General features: G+C 36.7%; 17 protein-coding genes. 13 read left to right on the forward strand and 4 right to left on the reverse strand.

The features are described from left to right. Nucleotides 1-31 precede the first annotated feature (31 nt). The 4 genes from ABJH90_RS08285 to ABJH90_RS08300 all read left to right on the forward strand — a co-directional run bounded on the left by ABJH90_RS08285 (nt 32) and on the right by ABJH90_RS08300 (nt 6,806). Nucleotides 32-2,236 (forward strand): bifunctional alpha,alpha-trehalose-phosphate synthase (UDP-forming)/trehalose-phosphatase, encoded by a 2,205-nt coding sequence (locus ABJH90_RS08285; RefSeq protein ID WP_348138238.1) that lies wholly within the window; start codon nt 32-34, stop codon nt 2,234-2,236. 259 nt (nt 2,237-2,495) lie between these two features. Then, on the forward strand, nt 2,496-3,833 hold the full coding sequence (locus ABJH90_RS08290) for a M28 family metallopeptidase (protein ID WP_348138240.1): 1,338 nt from the start codon (nt 2,496-2,498) through the stop codon (nt 3,831-3,833). Between the two features lie 9 nt (nt 3,834-3,842). Next, nucleotides 3,843-5,171, forward strand: a complete 1,329-nt coding sequence (locus ABJH90_RS08295; RefSeq protein ID WP_348138242.1) for a DUF2268 domain-containing putative Zn-dependent protease — start codon at nt 3,843-3,845, stop codon at nt 5,169-5,171. Then, nucleotides 5,172-6,806, forward strand: coding sequence for a M1 family metallopeptidase (locus ABJH90_RS08300; protein ID WP_348138244.1), 1,635 nt, complete (start codon nt 5,172-5,174; stop codon nt 6,804-6,806). It begins immediately after the preceding gene. Between the two features lie 91 nt (nt 6,807-6,897). Here the strand turns inward: ABJH90_RS08300 and ABJH90_RS08305 are convergent, their stop codons facing one another. Next, nucleotides 6,898-10,314: a ThuA domain-containing protein gene (locus ABJH90_RS08305; RefSeq protein WP_348138246.1), complete on the reverse strand. Its 3,417-nt coding sequence runs from the start codon at nt 10,312-10,314 to the stop codon at nt 6,898-6,900. Nucleotides 10,315-10,421: 107 nt separating this feature from the next. On the opposite strand from ABJH90_RS08305, the gene ABJH90_RS08310 reads away from it, so the two are divergent. The 9 genes from ABJH90_RS08310 to ABJH90_RS08350 all read left to right on the forward strand — a co-directional run bounded on the left by ABJH90_RS08310 (nt 10,422) and on the right by ABJH90_RS08350 (nt 21,824). After that, nucleotides 10,422-10,997: a YdeI/OmpD-associated family protein gene (locus tag ABJH90_RS08310; RefSeq protein WP_348138248.1), complete on the forward strand. Its 576-nt coding sequence runs from the start codon at nt 10,422-10,424 to the stop codon at nt 10,995-10,997. A gap of 150 nt (nt 10,998-11,147) precedes the next feature. After that, the gene (locus ABJH90_RS08315; protein WP_348138250.1) at nt 11,148-12,524 is read left to right on the forward strand and encodes an amidohydrolase family protein; all 1,377 of its coding nucleotides are present in this window, start codon (nt 11,148-11,150) and stop codon (nt 12,522-12,524) included. A gap of 123 nt (nt 12,525-12,647) precedes the next feature. Further along, nucleotides 12,648-13,415 (forward strand): CDP-alcohol phosphatidyltransferase family protein, encoded by a 768-nt coding sequence (locus tag ABJH90_RS08320; protein WP_348139353.1) that lies wholly within the window; start codon nt 12,648-12,650, stop codon nt 13,413-13,415. Nucleotides 13,416-13,459: 44 nt separating this feature from the next. Then, nucleotides 13,460-14,713: an amidohydrolase family protein gene (locus ABJH90_RS08325; protein WP_348138252.1), complete on the forward strand. Its 1,254-nt coding sequence runs from the start codon at nt 13,460-13,462 to the stop codon at nt 14,711-14,713. 284 nt (nt 14,714-14,997) lie between these two features. Beyond that, nucleotides 14,998-16,944 carry an alpha/beta fold hydrolase gene (locus ABJH90_RS08330; protein ID WP_348138254.1) on the forward strand — a complete coding sequence of 649 codons (1,947 nt, stop codon included), beginning with the start codon at nt 14,998-15,000 and terminating at the stop codon, nt 16,942-16,944. 123 nt (nt 16,945-17,067) lie between these two features. Next, a complete protein-coding gene (locus tag ABJH90_RS08335) occupies nt 17,068-17,754 on the forward strand; it encodes a DUF2490 domain-containing protein (RefSeq protein WP_348138256.1) in 687 nt (228 codons plus the stop codon). A gap of 230 nt (nt 17,755-17,984) precedes the next feature. Continuing rightward, complete coding sequence (locus ABJH90_RS08340) at nt 17,985-19,199, forward strand: bifunctional alpha/beta hydrolase/OsmC family protein (RefSeq protein WP_348138258.1); 1,215 nt, start codon at nt 17,985-17,987, stop codon at nt 19,197-19,199. Nucleotides 19,200-19,431: 232 nt separating this feature from the next. Beyond that, on the forward strand, nt 19,432-20,019 hold the full coding sequence (locus tag ABJH90_RS08345; RefSeq protein WP_348138260.1) for a superoxide dismutase family protein: 588 nt from the start codon (nt 19,432-19,434) through the stop codon (nt 20,017-20,019). A 611-nt stretch (nt 20,020-20,630) separates the two neighbouring features. After that, on the forward strand, nt 20,631-21,824 hold the full coding sequence (locus ABJH90_RS08350; protein ID WP_348138262.1) for an LETM1-related biofilm-associated protein: 1,194 nt from the start codon (nt 20,631-20,633) through the stop codon (nt 21,822-21,824). Nucleotides 21,825-21,900: 76 nt separating this feature from the next. Here ABJH90_RS08350 and ABJH90_RS08355 read toward each other — a convergent pair whose 3' ends face one another. From ABJH90_RS08355 to ABJH90_RS08365, 3 genes are all read right to left on the reverse strand, one after another. Beyond that, a complete protein-coding gene (locus ABJH90_RS08355) occupies nt 21,901-22,656 on the reverse strand; it encodes a LytTR family DNA-binding domain-containing protein (protein ID WP_348138264.1) in 756 nt (251 codons plus the stop codon). A 64-nt stretch (nt 22,657-22,720) separates the two neighbouring features. Beyond that, nucleotides 22,721-23,038, reverse strand: a complete 318-nt coding sequence (locus ABJH90_RS08360; protein WP_348138266.1) for a 2TM domain-containing protein — start codon at nt 23,036-23,038, stop codon at nt 22,721-22,723. Nucleotides 23,039-23,073: 35 nt separating this feature from the next. Further along, nucleotides 23,074-23,376: a 2TM domain-containing protein gene (locus ABJH90_RS08365; protein WP_348138268.1), complete on the reverse strand. Its 303-nt coding sequence runs from the start codon at nt 23,374-23,376 to the stop codon at nt 23,074-23,076. Nucleotides 23,377-23,381: the final 5 nt, after the last annotated feature.

A 23,381-nucleotide genomic window follows, 5' to 3' on the forward strand; every position in this document is an offset into this window, starting at 1 on the left:
AAAATCAATACCCCTTAATTTTATCCAATACATGAGCAAAACTATCATAATCTCAAATAGACTGCCTGTTCAATTGCAAATTGGCAATGGAAGTATTAATGCGATACCAAGTGTGGGAGGCCTGGCTACCGGAATGAAATCTGTCCATTCGGGTGGAGATAGTCTTTGGATTGGATGGAGCGGCCTTACAGATGAAGAAATTCCTAAAGAACTAATCCCAAAAATAGATAAGGCACTCGCCAAACATGGTTCTTCCAAAGTAAATCTCAGTGAAGACGAGGTAAACGGTTTTTATTTTGGATTCAGCAATCGTGCGATCTGGCCATTATTTCATTATTTTTTGCAGTATGCTGAATTTGAATTAGATAACTGGTTGACCTATAAGTCAGTAAATCAAAAATTTGCTGATGCCATTATTGAAAAGGCAGATGAAAATGACACCATTTGGATACATGATTATCAATTAATGCTGGTGCCAAAAATGGTTAGGGAAAAACGCCCAAATTTGTCGATAGGATTCTTCCTCCATATTCCTTTTCCCTCCTATGAAATATTTCGAACCTTACCCTGGCGGGAAGAAATTCTTGAAGGACTATTAGGTTCAGATTTAATAGGTTTTCATACGTATGATTATGAACGTCATTTTTTAAGTTCTGTCAGAAGGTTGCTGGGAAACGAAGTTAGTTTTGATGATATTTACGTTGATGATAGAATTGTAAAGGTCGATTCCTTTCCCATGGGTATTGACTATAAAAAATTTAATGAGGCTGCCAAAGTACACCATCAGCAAAGTGAAGCACAACAATCCGATTTACAGCGCAGGCTCGATCTTCATAAAAAATCAAGTCCGGATGCCAAATTAGTAGTTTCTATTGATCGTCTGGATTACAGTAAAGGTATTGCCAAACGCTTACATGCATTTAAATACTTTCTGGATAAATATCCTCAATACAAAGAAAAGATCAGACTTATAATATTGGCAGTACCATCAAGATCTAACGTCCCTCAATATCAACTATTAAAAAGGGAGATTGATGAACTTGTAGGGCGAATTAATGGAGAATTGGCAACGGTTAGCTGGACCCCTATCTGGTATTTTTACAGATCACTTCCTTTTGAGAATTTAATTGATTTATACACTTCGAGTGATATTGCCTGGTTAACACCCATACGGGACGGAATGAACCTGGTTGCGAAAGAATACATTGCCACAAGAACAGATAAAACCGGGGTTCTTATTTTGAGTGAAATGGCCGGTTCTGCAAATGAAATGAATGAAGCTCTGCTCATAAATCCAAATAATTTTGAACAGATTGCAGACGCCCTATATAAGGCAATAAATATGCCTGAATTAGAACAGCAAAGGAGAAATACCATACTGCAAAGACGCCTTGAGCGCTATAATGTTGAGAAATGGGCCAATGACTTTATGGGTTCTCTAAGGGAGCAAAAAAACCGCGATGCCACCAATGTTTCTAAACGCCTAACTGAAAATCTCCTAACAGCTATTCTAAAAAATTACAACAAGGCAAAAAAACGAGTTTTCTTTATTGATTATGATGGCACATTAACTGGCTTTAAAATTGATCCGCAAAAAGCAAGCCCGGATCAATCGCTATTTAAATTATTGGATCAATTGAACGAAAAGGAAGGAAACGATATTTATTTGATTAGTGGACGGGATAAAGAGACGTTTGGTCGCTGGTTTTTACCGAAAAAGTATAATATGATTGCGGAACACGGCGTATGGATTTCAGAAAATGGCGAAGAATTCAGAATGCTTGAAAATGTTAATAAGGACTGGATGGAAAAAATTTACCCTGTATTGGAATCATTTGTGGATAGGACGCCTGGATCATTTATAGAAGAAAAAAATTATTCTCTGGCCTGGCATTACAGAAATACAGATCCCGACTTTGGAGCCAACAGAGCTGCTGAATTGAATACTGTACTTACCAGTCTTATTGGCAATGATGATATAAGTGTATTAAATGGAAACAAAGTAATGGAAATAAAAAGTAGCAATGTGAATAAAGGCAGAGCAGCAATGAGAGTACTACCACAAAAGGATTATGATTTTATATTTGCTATCGGGGATGACTGGACAGATGAGTTTATGTTCCAGGAGCTTCCTGAAGAGGCCGTGACCGTTAAAGTGGGGATGCAAAACACAAAGGCTAAATATTATATTGAAAGTGTTTCAGGAGTGCGGGGTTTCCTTGAAAAATTTATTTAGTAATTATTGTAGTTTTTTGGTGTTAACTTGTTAAACCCTGTTATTTAAGTAGATTCTTAATAAAATAATAATCCAATAAATCTGGTTTTTAAATTCATCCCTTCTCTTTGATCAGTTGCAGGTCAGATAACAATCTTATCTTTTCTGAGTAAATTCTAGATTTGAGAATATTGAGGTAAGCAATTTGTAAAAGTTCCTGATCCTAGTTGTATTTTTGTTGAATCAATTTGAACATAATCTCTTTTTAATTTTATAGTCCATGAGAAGTTATTCTGCTTTATTCCTTTTATTAGTATTGCCGGCCTTTTCCTATTCCCAGGTAGATTCCCGCTTATACGAGATCATTGACAATGTATCATCTGAACGTTTAAGAAATGATGTAACAACACTTACGAACTTTGGTACCAGACATACGCTAAGTGATACGATTTCGGCAACGAGAGGGATTGGTGCAGCCAGACGCTGGATAAAAAGTGAATTTGAAAAAATCTCAGATAATTGTAATAGTTGCCTGGAGGTGTTTTATCAAAAAGATTTAGTTAAAGAGGGTGAGAACCAACGTATTGTCCATGATGTTTGGGTAGTAAATGTTGTGGCAATCCAACGAGGCAGTAAGTACCCCAATAAGTTTATTATAATGAGTGGTGATATTGATTCCAGGGTTAGTGATCCTACTAATTTTACTTCAGATTCCCCCGGAGCAAATGACAATGCCAGTGGTATGGCAGGTACCATAGAAGCTGCCAGAGTTCTGAGTAAGTATAAGTTTGAAAGTAGCATTATATATGTTGGCCTATCGGGTGAAGAGCAAGGACTATTTGGAGGTAAAGGTCTTGCAGCCTATGCCAAAAAAAGCGGATGGGAAATTTTAGGAATATTGAATAATGATATGATTGGCAATATAAGTGGTGTAGACGGTGTGGTTAGTAATCGTGATTTTCGAATTTTTTCTGAACCTGTACCTCCCACGGAAACAGAACAGCAGCGTAAAGCAAGAAGATTCTATGGCGGAGAAGTTGATGGTATTTCCCGGCAACTAGCCAGATATGTTTTTAAAACTACTAAAATGTATATGCCGGAAATGAATCCAATACTAATTTACAGACTGGATCGTTTTGGTAGAGGTGGACACCACAGACCATTTAATGATGCTGGTTTTGCAGGTATCCGGATTATGGAAGCACATGAAAATTATACCCAGCAACATCAGGATATCAGAATGGAAAATGGAATAGCTTACGGCGATGTATTGGAACATGTAAATTTTGAGTACGCAAAAAAACTTACAGCGGTTAACGCTATAAATTTGGCATCAATTGCCTCTGCACCCCCAGCACCGGAGGAAGTGCAAATAGGTGGTATTGTACAGGCTTCAGTAAAATTAAAATGGAACAAGTCTGAAGGAGCCACTGGCTACAAGATTTACTGGCGTGATACCACATCACCTACTTGGGATCACAGTCGTTATGTTGGTGATATTACTTCCTTCACATTAGATGGAATAGTAATTGATAATTCCTTTTTTGGCGTTGCGGCCGTTGGAGCAAATGGACATGAAAGTATTATTGTATTTCCAAATCGAATTTTTAGAGAATAACAAAACATCATGAATAGAAGAAACCTTCCCCGAGTCTTTATCTTCATCATTTTGCTTACAACTTTTTTAAATTCCTGCCAATCTGGAAAGGAAGCAGAAAAAGAAGCACTAAACCGGCTTTATTTACCCAATTTAAACCAGCTCTATGAAGATTATGAGCAACTAGACAGTACTGGGGCATACAATACTTTTGCATATAAGTTGGTAAACGCCAATAGAGATTTGAATTCTTCAGAATTATTTGTAGAAGCAGCATCCCTATATGCGCAGGCCGGAAATTCAGATTCGGTGGCTATTTTATTGCATAAGGCTATAGATAATGGTATGGCCAATCCAAAAATAATCTCGAAGCTTCAGGGTGTGGAAAATAATATGGATACTCCATTATGGCAGGAACTGCAACCGAGATTAGACTCCATACAATTGCAGCTTCAGGACGTTTCTCATTACAGTATGGAAATAGGTTCAATGACTCTTTTTTGGGACTACTTTGAACGAGCTGCAAAAGACACGGCCAATGCCAAAGATATCTTTAAAGAATTTATTTTTAAAGGTCCCAGAGAGCTGCGTGATTTTTATGTAGTGCGCTATATAAATTTGAACAATATGTATGGACAAATGATAAATGCCTCACCGGATTACTTCCATTACTTAAAAAATCAGTTTGACCCGGATAGCATTAACGCCTTAAAATCAAAAACTGCCGGATGGATGCGTAATTTTAAAAATATTTACCCTAAAGCCGTTTTTCCAAAAGTATATGTGGTACCGGGCATTTTAAACTCTGGTGGAACAGCAACTGAAATGGGCATGTTTATTGGAGGTGATATGTATGGCAGATCTGACTCAATGCCTACTGAAGGATTAACCAGTTGGCAAAAAGAAGCTATCATGGAGGTTTCAGACCTCCCGGGACTTACCATACATGAATTAATGCATTTTCAACAAAATTATCAGGATACTAAAAATAATGAAACAGTGCTTGCTCAGGTGATCGGTGAAGGTGTATGTGATTTTCTTGTTGAATTGTGTTCGGGGGAAGAATTAAAGAATTCCAATCTTATGTATCTTAGTGATGAAGAAAATGAGCAGAGAATAATGAATGACCTAAAAAACGATTTGTTTTCGGAGGACAATTCCAAATGGCTATATAACGGAGGTGCAATTGATGACAGGCCGCATGATCTGGGATATACAGTAGGATACCTGATTTCCAAATCATATTATCAACTTGCATTAGATAAGCAGAAGGCTGTATTTGAACTTTTAAATACAAACGACTTTTTATCTATTCTTAAGGAAAGTGATTATGCTTTTCTCCTGGAAAAGAACCTTTAAATGATTAGATTTTTACTTCTTGCCGTCATACTTTTTATAGTTTTGCCTGTTTACTCCCAGGCACCACTTTTTACTGCGCAAGACACTCTTAGAGGAAGTATTACTGCTGAAAGGGCATGGTGGGATTTGAATTATTACGACCTCAACATTGAAGTTAATCCTGATGAGAAATCTATTTCGGGAAGCAATACCATCAGATACAAAGTATTAAGTGAAAGTCAGGTTATTCAAATAGACCTGCAATCACCTCTGGTTATAACAAAAATAACTCAGGACGGCTATGATCTTATTTTTAATTCCATAGGGAATGCACACTGGGTAACTCTTTTAAAGCCGCAAAAAATTGGTGAATACAATGAATTAATCGTTTCCTATTCCGGGCATCCGAAAGAAGCTGATAATGCTCCATGGGATGGAGGGTTCTCCTGGAGTACAGATTCAAATGGCAATCCATTTGTTGCAACTTCCTGTCAGGGTCTGGGAGCTAGTATCTGGTGGCCCAACAAGGACCATATGTATGATGAAGTGGATAGTATGGCAATAAGCGTAACTGTGCCAAAAAATCTAATGAATGTTTCCAATGGCCGTTTAAGAGAAATTGAAGAAGGCCCGAATTCTATAACTTACCATTGGTTTGTGACCAATCCTATTAATAATTACGGTGTAAATGTAAACATAGCGGATTATGTTTATTTCGGAGAGACCTATGAAGGAGAAAATGGGAAGTTGAGCATGGATTATTACGTATTAAGAGAGAATCTCGTTAAAGCCGAAAAACAGTTTAAACAAGCTGGTCTGATGATGGAAGCCTTTGAATATTGGTTTGGCCCCTACCCTTTCTATGAAGATGGATATAAATTGGTAGAAGTCCCTTATCTGGGGATGGAACATCAAAGTTCTGTGACCTACGGAAACAAGTTCCAGAATGGATATCGAGGAACTGACCTTTCAGGGAGTGGATGGGGGCTAAAATTCGATTTTATAATTATTCATGAATCGGGCCATGAATGGTTCGCCAATAATATTACCAATATAGATATTGCGGATATGTGGATTCATGAAAGTTTTACAGCCTATTCAGAAAACCTCTATTTGGATTATTATTTTGGCACCGAAGCTTCAGCAGCATATGTCATCGGAACCCGAAAAAGAATTCGAAACGACCGCCCTATTATTGGTGTGTATGGAGTTAATTATGAAGGATCACCTGATATGTATTATAAAGGGGCCAACATGTTGCATACTCTTCGGCAACTCCTGGAAGATGATGAAAAATGGAGGCAAATTCTTCGCGGGTTAAATAAAGAATTTTATCATCAAACGGTTACAACACAACAAATTGAAAACTACCTCAGTGAACAAACAAAAATAGATCTCACTGCATTTTTTAATCAATATTTACGGACAACAAAAATACCGGTTTTAGAATTTAGACTTAAGGATAATAAAATTAGATTCAGATATACAAATATTGTAAAGGATTTTGATATGCCTGTAAGAATTAAAGTTAATGATCAGGAGAAATGGCTTTTTCCTGAGGCTGAATGGAAATCAGAAAACTTACCTGCCAAAGGCACAACCCAAGTTCTGGTAGATGAGAATTTTTATATTTTGGTAAAAAACCTGTCCAAATAAATCCCTTAAAATCTATTAAATATAAAATCGGAGTTAAGAAAACGCTTTTAATAGTGCTTAACTCCGACTTAATTGATACTCTTAAAAATAATTAATTGGCGGCAAACCTAACGTTCAGTGCTACAGCAATACCAGATCTTTTCTCCTCCTGCTCTTTCGGCACATAAACAAAATATAACTCCTCTGCTTTGACATCAGAATCTGTTACAAGTTTAATAGCCACTTCTCCGCTTCGTTGCCCTGCAGCAGGTTTCGGCATGCTTCCCTTTCCTAATAACTTACCATCCGGAGCATTTAATCGCATTTCAAAACCCAGTCCGGACGTAGGTAATTCCTGTCCTCCAATGGCTATATAAACGTTCTTTACCCCCTTCAAATCGATATTTTCCAGTGCAAACCAAGCTTGTTTTGAGGGAATCACAAGCAAATCCATTCCATTAAAAGAAACAGGCGTAAATCCTTCTGTTTTGGTTTTATCTGAAAAAGGTACAGTACTACCCATTAAATAAGCCTTTTCCATACCTGTTAGCGGTTTGGCTTCATCTGTTCCGGCATCGGTATAGCTGGCTGTAAGAACAAATACATTAGCCCCTGGTGTTGGTTCAGGTACTATTATACCCTTTGCAGGAAGTGATTTTTTTGCCGCTCTTCCTTTTGCCAGCGATTGGATGTACATAACAATTTGTCTGGATTCTACATTCGTAATATTGGGATGAGCCGGCATCGTTACTTCACCCCATACACCATTTCCGCCTGATTTGATTTTACCTTGCAAATAGCTAAGTATATTTTCATCGTCTTTGTATTTTTCAGCTATCTGCAAATAGGTTGGTCCAATTGAAGCCTCGTTCACCTTATGGCAGGTCTTACAATCCATTGATAAAGTAAGGGCCTTACCTGAAACAGAGGCAGAAATTTCCTTATGACCTAATGAAAGATTTACCTCATCCATCCCTTCCATATAATCAACTGAAACAAAAATATTTTCTTCATCAATTTTCCCTTTACCATCCGGATCGTCCACAGTAACCTTGTATTTAACAGGTAAACCTGGTATGAAGAACGAGGTATTGCTGCCACTAAGATCTATAGTTACCTTAGGCCTGGAATTTCCTGCAACCACTGTTATCACTTCGCTGGTAGCTACAGCATTTTTATCATCCTTTACCTCTACAGAAACCCTGTATTCGCCTACTTTATCATAGGTGTATTCAATAGAAGGCTCAGGTGTCTCCATAGTAGTTCCATCTCCAAGATCCCATATATAACTTACTTTATCCTTCTCCCTATCCATTGCCACAACTTCTGCCGAAATATTCAGTGGCAAACTACCGGAGGTCTTATTCACGATCATGTGATCAATAACTGGAGGCCTGTTTCCGCTATTGTAGTCGATATAGCTTAATCCTGAATCATCATTTTTTGAGTACCAACCACTCCCATATTCAAGCAGGTAAACTCTCCCGTCTGCACCTACCTCCATATCTATTAGGCTATTGACTTCAATATCTGAAGAAAAAGGTTCCATTTTATTGAATGTTCCGTCTTCAAAGAGACTAACTGCTTTCATCCAGCCCCGCATCCAATCATAGATGAGCACTTTTCCATTAAAGTATTCTGGAAGCGCATTTTGACCTTTGTAAAGATCTGAATAATAAACAGGTCCGGCCATGGCATTTCTTCCTCCAGTACCTACCTGGGGAAAATCTGAAGATTCGACATACGGGTAATAAGCATAGGCAGGCATCGCTTTTGGAAGTTCTTTTAAGCCCGTATTATTTTTAGAATTATTAAGGGGCTTCTCAGGATCAAATATTTCTCCGCTAACTCCTGTTTCATAATTGTATTCGAAATAGGCTTTATTATCCGCAATAAAAAGTGGCCAGCCAAAATTACCGGCTTCCCTGGCCTGATTCATTTCATCATAACCTCTGGGGCCTCTTGTTAAAAGGCTGTCCTCCCTGGCATCCGGACCTACATCACCCCAATAAACATAACCTTTTTTAGGATCAACCGAGATTCTATAAGGATTTCGATGACCCATAGTGTAGATCTCAGGCCTGGTTTTGTCCATTCCTACCGGGAATAAATTACCCTTTGGAATGTCATAAGAGCCATCTTTATTGACTTTTATCCGCAAAATCTTACCTCTTAGATCATTTGTATTTCCGGAAGATCTTCGTGCATCATACTGTTGTTTCCCGGGAATATCATTTATTGGAGCATATCCGCTATGCACATATTTAACATCTTTTTCATCAAAGGGTGTGGAGTTATCTCCCGTAGACAAGTATAAAAGCCCTCCAGGTCCAAAGGCGATTGATCCTCCTGTGTGGCAACATATCTCACGCTGGCTATGGACATCCAGAATTTTTTGTTCAGAGTCCAAATCAAAAACTCCATCTTCAAACTTAAATCTTGACAATCGGTTTACAGATTCATTCCCGGTTGGAGCGTAATAAACATATATCCAGTGATTTTGGGAATAATTCGGATCTTTTTGCAATCCCATGAGTCCTTCTTCGGCATTAACATCAGGGTTAGATAATGTCTTATGATAAACATCCAATAATGCCACTTGTTTTAATTCTTTGGAATCTGCGCTGTAATGCATAACTTCTCCTCTTCGCTGACCAATAAGCACATCATTATTTGGTAAAATGGTCATTTCCGTAGGTTCAAAAAACTCTCCTCCACCTACCAGAGAAACTTTGGAAAACCTATCAATATCCGGAGGTATCTGCGAGCTTACCTTAGAGTAATCAAGTATTAGATTATCCCCAATAGCGTATTGGATACCACCTAGTAAATGTTTTAAATACAGTTCCTCGGTAAAGGATTCTGAAGTATGACCTAAAGCAGTGTAGAAAGCTCTGCCACCATCGTATTCATGGTACCAACTCATTGGGTGGAAATCACCATTAATACCCCCATCGTAGGTAGTTTCATCAATGGTAATAAGGACGTTTATATCCGGATTTATTTTTTTAAAGTTGTACATTTCGTCGGTCCTGTGCCAGATGGTATCTGTAAAGAAGCTGGTTGCGGCAAAAGCCTGATCCTTTATTATAAAATCTGCTTCGGGCGTACCAGAAGGATGGCTATGAAAATAGGCTCCAACTAATTTCCCATACCAATTCCAATCATACTCTGTATCCGTAGCTGCATGTACGCCAACAAAGCCTCCCCCAGCCTGAATATAACGTTCAAAACCAGCTTCCTGTTTATGGTTCAAAATATTCCCAGTAGTACTCATAAATATGATAGCCGAGTATTGCTGTAATGAATCTTCTTCAAAGATGGCCACATTTTTTGTGGTATCTACTTCAAAATTATTCTCGGCACCTAGTTTTTGAATGGCGGCAATTCCATCAGGGATAGCTGTATGCTTAAATCCCATGGTTTTGGAGAATACCAATACTTTCGGATTCCCCTCTCTTTTTTTGGAATCACAACCAAAAAATAAAAGACAACAGAAAACTATCGCACAGCTATAAATATTTTTCATTATTTTCAAATATGTTTTTAAATTAAAATAGAAAATGTTCTAAGATAAGTATTGTATACGATTTAATCCAAAAAGCATTCAAGAGTTATTAATTTGAATATAAGAAGATGGTAACTGTAAATTCTACACCGGAATTGTATTTTAGAAACAAGAAAGAGTGGCGCGATTGGCTTGCCAAACACCATGACTCTTATCCCGCAGTCTATCTTACTTTCTATAAGGTGGAATTGAAAATAGCTGGAATGCGCTGGGAGGACGCTGTTAAAGTTGCACTTTGCTACGGTTGGATAGATAGTAAAGTTAAAAGTCTGGGTAATGGAAAAAGAAAGCAATATTTCTGCCCACGAAATCCTAAAAGCGCTTGGAGCAAACTCAATAAAACATATGTAAAGGAGCTTATAGAAAAGGATTTAATGCATGAAAGTGGTTTAAAAAAAGTTGAACTTGCCAAGCAAAATGGATCGTGGTATTCTCTTGATAATGTTGAAAATGGCATTATTCCAAAAGATCTACAAAATGCTTTTGACAAAGACAAAGCCGCCTTCAAAAATTATAAAAGGTTTAGCCGGACCTATCAGAAGAGTTATTTGTCTTGGCTTAATCAGGCAAAAAGAGATGAAACCAGAAAAAAAAGAATTCAACAAATCATTGAACTCTGTGCTAAGAATATTAAATCGAGGTAAATGATTTATTAAATAGAAACTGAATTAATCCATTATCATTAGGGATTATGTGGATATTAATTGATATTGTTAGCCTTAAAGATTCAATTTTAAACTCTAAAGAGTTGCTCATAATAATGAAAGAATCGGAAATAGAAAAAATATAAACCCATGAAAAAAATATTTATTGTCAGTGCTATTTTAACCTTTATTTCATGCAATCAGGCTCAGGATAAAATAAGTGATACGGCCATTTTAATTACCAATGTTAGCGTCATTGATGTAAATACTGGGGAACTTCTCCCTGGGAGGCAAATGGTTATTGACTCCGGAAAAATTAAGAAGATTGTAACCAACATAGAAAATGAAGGAGTATATAAAACCATAATAGATGGTCAAGGGAAATATGCCTTACCCGGCCTCGCCGAAATGCACGCTCATATTCCTTCACCGCCTACATCTAAGGAACGAACAGAAGAAACCCTTTTTCTGTATCTCTCAAATGGTATTACAACTATAAGGGGAATGTTAGGTCATTCATCTCATTTAGAGTTGCGAAAAGCGGCAGAACAAGGAGAACTTCTAAGTCCGAGAATATTTACTTCAAGTCCTTCCTTAAATGGAAATTCGGTAACCTCAGCTGAAGAAGCCAGAGAGAAAGTCATATCCTATAAAAATGACGGATATGATTTTTTAAAAATTCACCCTGGAATTAAGCGTGATGTGTTTGACGAATTAGTTAAAACTGCCAATGAATCGGGGATTTCATTTTCCGGACATGTCCCTGTTGATGTCGGTATTGAACATGCCTTGGAGAGTAGATATGCCTCTATAGACCATGTAGACGGGTTTTTAGAAGGTTTGGTGCCTAAGTCAGAGAATGTTAATCCAAATGACAATGGATTTTTTGGCTACAATTTCACAAAACTGGCTGATACTTCCAAGATAGATGAACTGGTTGAGCTTTCAAAAAATAACAACGTCTGGATAGTACCAACTCAAAGCCTTTTTGAAAGATGGTTTGCACCGGTAGATGGAGAGATACTTCTTCAGCAACCCGAGATGAAATACATGCCCGCATCAACCTTGTCAGAATGGAGAAAACGTAAAGATGCATCAACAGGTCCGGGCACAAATTTTGAAAAATCGCAGTGGTTTACCTTTATAGACATAAGAAGAAAACTAATATATGAACTGAATAAAACTGGGCATGGCTTGCTTTTGGGTTCAGATGCTCCACAATTATTCAATGTTCCCGGATTTTCCATCCATCACGAAATGGATGGATTGTTGAAGTCGGGCTTATCTCCACTTGAAATAATACAAACCGGAACAGTTAACCCAGCTATCTTCTTTGATATGGATAGTGTTTTCGGCCAATTAAAGGAAGGAATGGCTGCAGATATTCTGCTGGTTAATTCTAATCCCATTGAAGACATAAATGCCTTAAAAGACGTGTCTGGCGTAATGGTCAGGGGGAAATGGATAAGCAAGATAGATATTGATCAAAAACTTCAACAAATAGCAAAAAACGCTTCCACTAACTAGTTGCGCTCATTTTTAACTTATGTAATGGTAGATTTATTGTTATTTTTGTATTAAGCCTTTACTTCATATTAAGCCAGCGTGTCATCGTTATTAATATCTACAGAGGTAGCAGGCATAAACGTAATGTCTAAATTACCTAAGGAATATCAATTTATAGACCTTTCAGACTATGGCAGGCCCATTGCACGAATCATAGCAAACTATTTAAAAAATACAGCTTTTAGGCCGGTTCATCTAACTATCGGATTTGTGATTTCGGGGCTTCTTGCCATCCTATGTATCCTTAATCATAATTACCTGGCCACTGCGTTCTTCCTAATATTAAAATCAATTTTAGATGCTGCAGATGGAGAATTAGCCCGTATTAAAAATCAGCCCTCTTATACAGGCAGATATTTAGATTCTGTTTCGGATATTATTCTTAATCTAATGATCCTGATTACCATTTGGTACGTTACTGATGGATCAATAATGTATACCATCCTGGCTTTTATTGGACTTCAGCTACAGGGAACACTCTATAATTACTATTATGTTATTCTGAGAAATAAATACAATGGTGATACTACTAGCCGGGTCTTTGAACGCAAGGCGCCAAAAGCCATGAACGGAGAGAATCAGCGCACGGTTAATTTCCTTTTTGGACTTTACAGCATCTTATATGGACTATTTGATAGGATAATTTATGAATTGGACAGAAGGGCTGTAGCAAGTCAATATCTTCCCAATTGGTTTATGACGGCTGTTTCTACTTTTGGACTAGGATTTCAACTTTTAATAATAGGTATAATGCTTATGTGTAATCTGGAATCCTATATAATTCCGTTTTTTATTGGTTATTCCCTATTCATTTTTTTATTTATTGCAATTAGAAGGATACTAAATCGGTAATTATCTTTATTTTCAGGACTCAATCTTCAATAATAAAACCAGAAATGAAAAAGTTGTTTATCATATTTTTGTTGCTTTTAAGTACCGGAATACAAAGTCAGTCAGTATTAATTCCTGATAGGGTATTTGATGGAGAAAATTTGTTTGCTAATTGGATCGTTGTTGTGGATGGCAATCGTATTGATTACACGGGCCCTCTTGATAAATGTCCCATAAAAACTATAAAAGATACTATTTGGCTTAAGGGGATGACACTTCTACCAGGAATTATAGAGGGTCATTCACATCTACTGCTTCATCCATATAATGAAACCAGCTGGAATGATCAGGTACTTAAGGAATCTCCTGCAGAGAGGGCAATCAGAGGTTCCGTTTATGCCAAAAGATCCCTATTGGCAGGAATTACTACAATGCGGGATCTGGGCGCAGAAGGAGCCGGATATACTGATGTTTATCTAAAAAAAACTATTGATGAAGGTATTATTCCCGGACCTCGCTTACTGGTTGCAGGCCCGGCAATTGTTGCTACAGGAGCGTATGGCCCAAAAGGGTTTCATGACGGGGTAGCCGTCCCCCTGGGAGCGGAAACAGTAAGTGGAATTGATGAAGCCATTCGAACGGTGCGCAGGCAGATAGGCAATGGATCCGACTTTATTAAAGTATATGCAGACTACAGATGGAAAACTGGTGAACCGGCCCAACCTACTTTTTTGCAGAATGAACTTGAAGTTATGGTGGCTACCGCTAAAAGTGCAGGAAGATATGTAGTAGCTCATGCTAGTACTCCTGAGGGAATACGCAGGGCAGTTCTTGCAGGAGTAGAAACGATAGAACACGGGGATTTGGGAACAATTAAGGAGTTTAATTTAATGAAGGAAAACGATGTTGCCTTTTGTCCCACACTTGCCGCGGGCGAAGCCGTTGAGCAATATAGCGGTTGGATAAAAGGTAGAGGTCCCGTGCCCAAAAGAATTATTCAAAAAAAAGCTTCATTTGAAGAGGCAATACAATCGGGGGTTGAGATTATTTTTGGCGGGGATGTAGGTGTTTTTAGTCATGGAGAAAATTATCGGGAAATGAAATTAATGGTAGAATACGGGATGACCCCTTTGACCGTTCTGCAATCTGCAACCTCCATAAATGCACGTGTATTTCACCTTGACAAACTCGGCCAAATAAGGAAGGGGTTTTTGGCAGATATCATAGCCGTTCAAGGTGACCCTACTAAGGATATTTCGGTTATAAAATCGGTGAAATTTGTAATGAAAGATGGCGAAGTCTATTTGGCAGAGCATTAGATCATTAGAGCATTACAATTGATGCAAATTTTACAATTTAAATAATTATCGAATGCTATATATCGACTTTTCTTCTTATAAACATTTCTAATTATAAATTGGAATCTGCCATTAACAAGCTTTTAAGATTTATAGTTCAACTTTTTGGTATATTTAGCAACTAAATTTAAGCACCTTTATTTAATGCAAAAATGGCCATTCCTACCCGCAATAATTAATGCTCATTCTTCTTTATTTTCTGGGCTAATAGCTACTTAATCATCAATCTTAAAACCATAGTAAAAATGAAAAAACTGATCTTATTGCTGGCAATCACAATGATATGGAGTTGCAAGGAAGAAAAAATGGGAGAAAAACCAAACATTGCAGAAACTCTGGAGACTTACACCATAAAGCAAATGATGGACAATGAGAGTGTGTTTGGTGGAAGCTTTTCACCGGATAAATCAAAATTATTAGTATCCAGTAACCGTTCAGGTATTTATAATCTGTATACCGTTGCTTCCTCAGGTGGAGATTTTATCCCGGTTACTGCCTCTGATAGTTCTTCTGTGTTTTCCATTTCCTATTTCCCTGAAGACGAACGTATGTTATTTAGAATGGATAATAATGGGGATGAAATTTATCATATTTATCTGAGGGGCGAGGATGGAGCGCACAAAGATCTAACCCCTTATGAAGGTGCCAGAACAATTTTTTACGGATGGGCTGAGGATGACAAAAGCTTTTACTTCACTTCCAACAAAAGGGATAAGAGGTATATGGATCTGTACGAGATGGATTTAGAGAATTTTACCCCTACCCTTCTCTACCAAAATAATGAAGGATATAACGTTAGCGGAATCTCACATGACAAACAATACCTTCCTTTAAGCAAAGCTATTAACACGAATGACAGTGATTTGTTCCTCTATAGTTTTAAGGATAAGTCTACAACAAAAATAAATCTCAATCAATGCGCTAATAGTAGCGAGGACTTTGCTAAAGACAATTCGGCATTATATTATACTACAGACGATGGCGCAGAATTTGCTTACCTCATGAAATATAATATTACTGATGGTTCTCGTGAAAAAGTTATGGAACGCGATTGGGATATAGTTGGTAGTTATTTTACTGAAAATGGCACGTACCAGGTGACTTATATAAATGAAGACGCCAAAAATGTTATTGAAGTAAAAGATATGGCTTCTGGTGAAAATATTGAACTTCCCAAATTTGATAATACCAGCATTACTAATGTTGGTTTTTCAGAGGATGAAAAAACCATGAGGTTTTATGTTGGTGGTTCAAATACTCCTTCTAATTTATTTGTATATGATATAGAAACCAAAGGGCAGAATCAAATTACAGACGTTTTAAATCAGGAAATAAAAGGTGAACATCTTGTCACTGCAGAAGTTATACGCTTTAAATCTTTTGATGGCACTGAAATACCAGCCATTTATTACAAACCTCATCAGGCCAGTACTGAAAACAAAGTGCCTGCTCTGGTTTGGGTGCATGGTGGCCCTGGAGGACAATCAAGACAAAATTTTAGTTCCTTAATACAATATATGGTAAATCATGGCTATGCCATCCTGGCGGTAAACAACAGAGGAAGCAGCGGTTATGGTAAGACTTTTTATCAGATGGATGACTTAAATCATGGGGATAAAGATCTAAAAGATTGTGTGGAAGGGAAAAATTGGCTCACACAACAAGCAGAAATTGATGCAGAGAAGATTGGTATCATAGGTGGTTCTTATGGCGGCTATATGACTATGGCTGCGCTTACCTATACCCCTGAAGAATTTGCAGTAGGAGTAAATTTATTTGGTGTTACCAACTGGATTAGAACCCTTAGAAGTATTCCGCCATGGTGGGAATCATTTAAAGATGCGCTTTACAAAGAATTGGGAGACCCAAATAGCGCAGACTCTGTTCGTCTTAAAAAAATATCCCCTTTATTCCATACTGATAAGGTAACTAAACCATTGATTGTTTTGCAAGGCTCACAGGATCCCAGGGTTTTACAGGTTGAATCTGATGAGATTGTTGCAGGGGTTAGAAAAAATGGGGTTCCGGTGGAATATGTCCTATTTGAAGACGAAGGTCATGGTTTTATTAAAAAGGAAAATCAAATTGAAGCTTATAGTAAAGTTTTGGAATTTTTAGATGTATATCTAAAGCAGGATAAGGGTACTCCCATTAAGGATGGTGAAACCATGGAAATGAATTCCGATTCATAAGTTTTAATAAAATCTAAATTAATTGAATTTAGATATTTTAATTCAATAAAGAAGCTCGCTTGAATTGACTTTTGGCAATCAAGCGAGCCTGTAATTTTACACTGGTATAAAGGATATTACTTTATGAGAAAATTGGTAGCCATTGTTATATTTTTTATTGTTGCCATTACTCAGGCTCAGGAAACAGGAGAAGATAAATTAGGGGCATGGTATATGTACTTTGGAATGAATAAAGTTTCAGAGCGATTTAGCATTCATTCCGAAGCTCAGTTCAGATACTATGAAACTACCAGTAATTTCAATCAATTACTACTTAGAATTGGCCTCAATTACCATATTAGTCCTGAGGCCATTGCTACTATAGGTTATGGCTACATTGATACCGATACAAGTTTTGAAGATATCCCTAATCAAAATAAGCTCTTGGAAAACAGAATTTTTGAACAATTTATCCTCAAAAACAAAGTTTGGGAACTATTATTTGAACACCGCTTTCGCTTCGAACAGCGTTTTTTGAATTCAGGAAATTCTTCTGATACCCAGCACAGAGCCAGGTATAGATTACAAATAACATTGCCACTTACCAATACTTTTTTCCTTAACTTCTATGATGAGATATTTTTGAATCTTCAAGACGAAATTTTTGGACAGAACAGACTTTATGCTGCCCTGGGTTTAAATATTGTGGAAAATTTAAGTTTGCAGTTAGGGTATTTGAAAAACCATTTTAGTACTACCAATTTCGATCGTTTACAGGTGGGTGTTTTCTACAATCCGGATTTACGTCGAAAAAAGAGTGAGGCAAAATAACCCGGTCATACTAAGGTTTCGTTGGTATAGTTGCCTTTCATAAAAATACCCAACTTTCAATTAAGGATCATCCAGAATGAAGGCTTACGACCTTAACTTAAGAATATTCAAATTGCTCAACCCTAAAGAGTTATTTCTATATTTTTAACAAATTGATCTAATAATTACAATTTCCATCTGCAAGAAAGTTTAGTACCTTTCATTCGACTATCAATTAATTAAAAAGCAATATGAGCCTACAAAAAGTAATATTTCATAATAAGTCGGGCCAGAAATTGGTGGGAAGAATAGAGTTACCCGCAAATCAAGTACCGCATAATTATGTGTTATTTGCCCACTGTTTTACTTGCAACAAAAACCTGTTAGCAATAAAAAATATAAGTAAATCACTTACCTCCAATGGTTTTGGTGTTTTACGTTTTGATTTCACTGGTTTAGGTGAAAGTGAGGGTGATTTTGCCGATACTAATTTCTCAGGGAACGTCGAGGATTTAATCGCTGCTGCGGATTATCTCAACGCCACTTATAAAGCCCCAACCCTCTTGATTGGACACTCTTTGGGGGGCGCAGCAGTGCTCCTTGCTGCATCGGAAATAACTTCGGTAAATGCCATAGTTACAATAGCTGCGCCCTCAAATCCTGTGCATGTAAAACATCTGCTAAAGAGTAATCTTGATGAAATAAACTTAAAAGGGAAGGCCCAGGTCAATATCGGAGGTCGGGATTTTACTATTAAAAAGCAATTTTTGGATGATTTGGAGAATAGGACTCTTCCACAAACAGTTAAAGAATTACGCAAACCAATTTTGATATTGCATTCTCCACAAGATCAAACCGTTGCTATTAAAAATGCGGAAGAAATTTATATTGCCGCACATCACCCGAAGAGCTTTATTTCTTTAGATGGCGCTGATCACCTCCTCTCAGATAAAAAAGATTCATCATATGCAGGTAAAGTAATATCAGGTTGGGCACAACGTTACCTCGAAATTCCTCAGGACAAAAGCATTAATTCCAAACACCAGGTGGTAGCGAGCCTGGATGGAAATGAAGGATTTTCAACATCAATGAAAGTAGGTAAACATTATATGATCGCTGATGAACCAGAAGAATTTGGTGGCAATGATTTCGGGCCTTCTCCATATGAGTTGGTCTCTGCAGGTTTGTCTGCCTGTACTGCCATGACTATTCAGATGTATGTAAAACGGAAAGCTTGGGACCTGCAAAATGTTGAAGTGCACACTTCATATAGTAAATCACATGCGGAGGACTGCCAGGATTGTGAGTCACCCGGGGCAATGATAGATACTTTTCACAGGGAACTTAAACTAACCGGCAATATTGATGAGAGACAGACTCAACGTATCCTGGAAATAGCAAATAAATGTCCTGTTCACAAAACCCTGTACAGTGAGACACAGGTCGTAACTAAACTAATTAGTTAATTATAAACGATCCTTTTAGAATGGAAAGGTCTACCGATGGAAAAAAGAGGTATTATTTAAAAACTAAGAAGAAATAAGTTCCCGAAGCAAGCATAGAAGAATCCATTTTCCAGTCTGATAACCTTAAACATGGTAAGAGGTCCCAAGGCCTTATTTAAATCATTGTAATTATTGTATTGACTTACCAGCGATTATTCCGTAACTTTCCTATGTAACATAAAAAGATAAACAAATGAAGAAAATACACATCATCGCTTTAAGTATGATTCTTGTACTGGCATATAATTGTAAAGATGGTAAAAAGACTGAAAAAGAGGGCAAAGATGCTACGGACCAACCTGTAGAAAAAATTGTAGAGGAAGTAAATGTAGAGGTTATAAAATTTTCTATGCAACCCAAAAGTGACAGTAATGTTCAGGGTGAAGTTGTTTTTACAGAAGAAAATGGAATGGTAATGATGAAAGCCACTTTAAGCGGCCTTAGTGCTGGAGAACACGCAATCCATATACACGAAAAGGCAGATTGTTCTTCTGATGATGGCAAGTCTTCCGGTGGGCATTGGAACCCTACACATGAACCACATGGAAAATGGGGCGCAGCGGAGGGATATCATAAAGGTGATATCGGTAATTTTACCGCAGATACAGAAGGAAATGCTATTGTTGAATTTAGTACAGATCAATGGTGCATAGGCTGTGATGATGCAAATAAGAATATTTTAGGCAAAGCTGTCATTGTACATCAGGGAGTTGATGATTTTACCTCTCAACCAAGTGGTGCCGCTGGTGCCAGAGTAAGCTGCACCGGAATCATTGAATAGTATACCTGTAATTTTATTAAAAAATGGCTGCTAAATTAGCAGCCATTTTTAGTCTTAAGAGGTCTATTCGTTTATGGTTTTTTCAGTGAATCTCGAATAGCAGTAACAGTCTATCATTTTTGAAATTTTGATAGCTTAGTACTTATAATATTTAAATTATTAATGATTAATTTCTCTACCCTGATTTTTTCTCAAGGAATAATGGGCTTTAAAAACTTTGAACAAAAGAAATGACATCACTAAAAACCAAACGGAGAAAATATAGTATTCCATAACGAGGTTGATTTGGGTTAAATTCTCGAAAACGTACTAATAAATAAATTCAGATTTCTGTAATACTTGGGGCATTGCAGAAATGCTCTGATAGCATTTGAACGTTAAACATAAGCATTTCATCCATAAAATCCTACAAAAAAGTTAAAAATAACCAAAATACTAACTGGATTTAGCACTGATTAATAGCGAATATTTAAATCCAATTTACAGTTTATAAAAAAATAAAATTATGTTGAGAGCTGTTACTACCGCCCTATTTTCCATTTTAATAACAAGGACAATAAAGGGAATGTCCCATATTTTGTTTTACTTTGAATTTTTAAAAGATTAAGCCAATGAACCCATCCGCATCCGGTTGGATTGACAAATTCGGGTACGACGTAAAACATAATCTTGAAGTTTTTACCGATTTCAGAGATCTTTACGGGGGGCTTAAAACATCCGGTTTTGTCTACGGTTTAAATATCAAGATTCCCCGTTTTATTAGTCCTGAGCACACTTTGTCTGAAGATGAAAAAGCAAAAATCAACCTGTTAACGTCCTTGTTTTTTACTTTTAAATTAGAACACAACAATTCTAATTTTGATGATTTTGTTCAAATAATTTTTCAATTTTATAAGGAACTTAATATTAGTAATATTTCTTTCCTCAATAAAATCCTTGCCGGCAGTAAAACCTCTAAGCAACTTGAAAAATTGATTGAATCAAGGGTTTACCTGGGCGATAATGTATTTAGTAAGACTTTCAACAGAATTATTACTAACTCACTATTATTTATTGACGTTCTTACATTCAAATATTACCTGAACGGAGGTAAAAACATAAGGGAACACGCCCAAACACTAGAATACCTGACCGTAAATGTTACCTCACACGCACTAAACTCTAAAGAGAAAAACAAAACGGACGAGCGTTTAGCGCAACTTTTTGCTTCTTCTATGACATTTATTGATGGTGAAAAGCAAGAATTTGACGGTTCATACAGAGTCCAGCTACTGAATAACTCAGCAATCTGGGAAAATCATTATTTTCTGGATGTGGCATGTCTTACTGTTTGGGAAGATAAAACACTGGAATATCAGGAATCCGAATTTATCTTTGGTATTGGCAAGGATCTTGGTTTTGAGAGAAAAGAGATTTCCCGATCATTGGAGGAAATTACATCCTTTTTTGAAAAAAATTCTGCAAATATTCCTTTTCTGAAAGACCCAAACATGGCAATTCAATTTTATGATAGCATGTCCAAAGTGGTCAATAAACTGATTTTAAGAAATAATAAAAGACTTCAAAAAGAATTATCAGAGAGTAAAGAATTGATGCAGCTACTTTCCAAGTCCACGGTCAAGGACCTCAGTCCGGAAGAAAAGAAAAAAGTTCAAAATCAGCTTATAGATATTTTTAAAAGCATACCTTCCCTGGCGATATTTTTATTACCCGGAGGAGCAGTTTTATTGCCAATTTTCATTAAATTAATCCCTAAATTACTTCCCTCTGCTTTTGATGACAACAGAGTGAATAAAAAGTCCTGAAAAGCTACAAAAAACCAACTATAAGAAAAATCTATAGTTATACTTAAGTGTTTTTATGTCAGATATTTAATGGCTATTACTCTAACCATAACTTAAAATCTCTAACCCTCTCCCTACTAACAATTATTTCCTGCTCATTATAGTGATTTAATTTGATTATTAGACGAGAATTGGTGTAAGAAATAATGTCTTTTATGTGATTGATATTGACATAGAACTTTCTGCTCACTCTAAAGAATATTTGTGGTGATAATTCATTCTCAAGGTTTTCTAGTGTAGTATCCAGAAGATAGTTTCTTCCTTCTGCAGTTGCAGCATATGTACCTTTGTTTTCACTATAGAAACATTCAATTTCATCGGCAATGATAATTTTCAGATGCTGTCCAAGTCTAATAGTGAATCTCTTTTTGTATTCTCTTTCGAGGGGGTTGACAAGTAATTTTTTTATATCCTCAAAATCCAGACTTATTTGATCATGATCCGGTTTAAGGTTTTGATATTTTCTAACTGCACTTTCCAACTCTTCATCGTCAATTGGTTTTAGAAGATAATCTATACTGTTAAGTTTAAATGCCTGTAATGCATATTCATCATAAGCCGTGGTAAAAATAATAGCACTATTAACCTCAACGACATCAAAAATTTCAAAGGATAAGCCATCCGACAATTGAATATCGAGAAAAATCAAATCGGGATGCTCATTATTCTGAAACCATTCCACTGCTTCTTCCACAGAATGAAGCATAGTAGATACCCTGACATTAAGTTCAGTGAGCAACCTTGCCAGTCTCCTTGCAGCGGGTTTTTCATCTTCAATTATCAATACATTCATCCTAATGATTTAATCAATTTCTATTATTTTGAAAATAATCGAATACTTTACCAAAATACTTTTACTATTTAAATTTATCAGCTTCGCGTTTGTCTTTTTCAATATATTTCTGAATTTGGCGTTCTTCCCATTTTTTTCCAAATAGCGGGTTATAATTAAATACGTGCGCCCCGTGAAATGCCAATCCAATTCCCCAGAAAATCAAGGTAAAAAACGTGGGAAATTGCCAGAAACTTTCCCCTTCAGCCATAGTCCTTATATAAATATTCACAAGAATAAAGGAGTTGATCACTATGTAAACAGCCAAATGTATATAAAATCCTTTTATCTCTCCCACTCTCTTCTTAGCCCTTTCGAGCTTATTATTATTGTCAATATCCATTAGTATCTTATTTAGTATAATTTTCTATAATTAGTTTACTCCCACCTGTTTTGATGTTCATCTTCCCGCATGATCTCCTTAATCTTGCGCTCTTCCCAATCCTTCCCAAAAAAAGGATTTAAATTAAAAGTTTTAATGGCGTGAAAAATTATCCCAATTCCCCATCCGAATGCGGCCCATAAAAACCACATATACCGCCACTCATTCGTCCAGTAGTTTATTATCGCCAAAAAAGAAATTACCAGTGTATATGACACTAAATTTCCGTAGAATTTCTTTAAGCAATCTACACGTTCTTTCGCTCTTAGGTATTTAGTTTCTTTATTAAAATCTTCCATGATAT

The sequence above is a fragment of the Eudoraea sp. genome, assembly GCF_039969275.1.
Classification (GTDB): Bacteria; Bacteroidota; Bacteroidia; order Flavobacteriales; family Flavobacteriaceae; genus Eudoraea.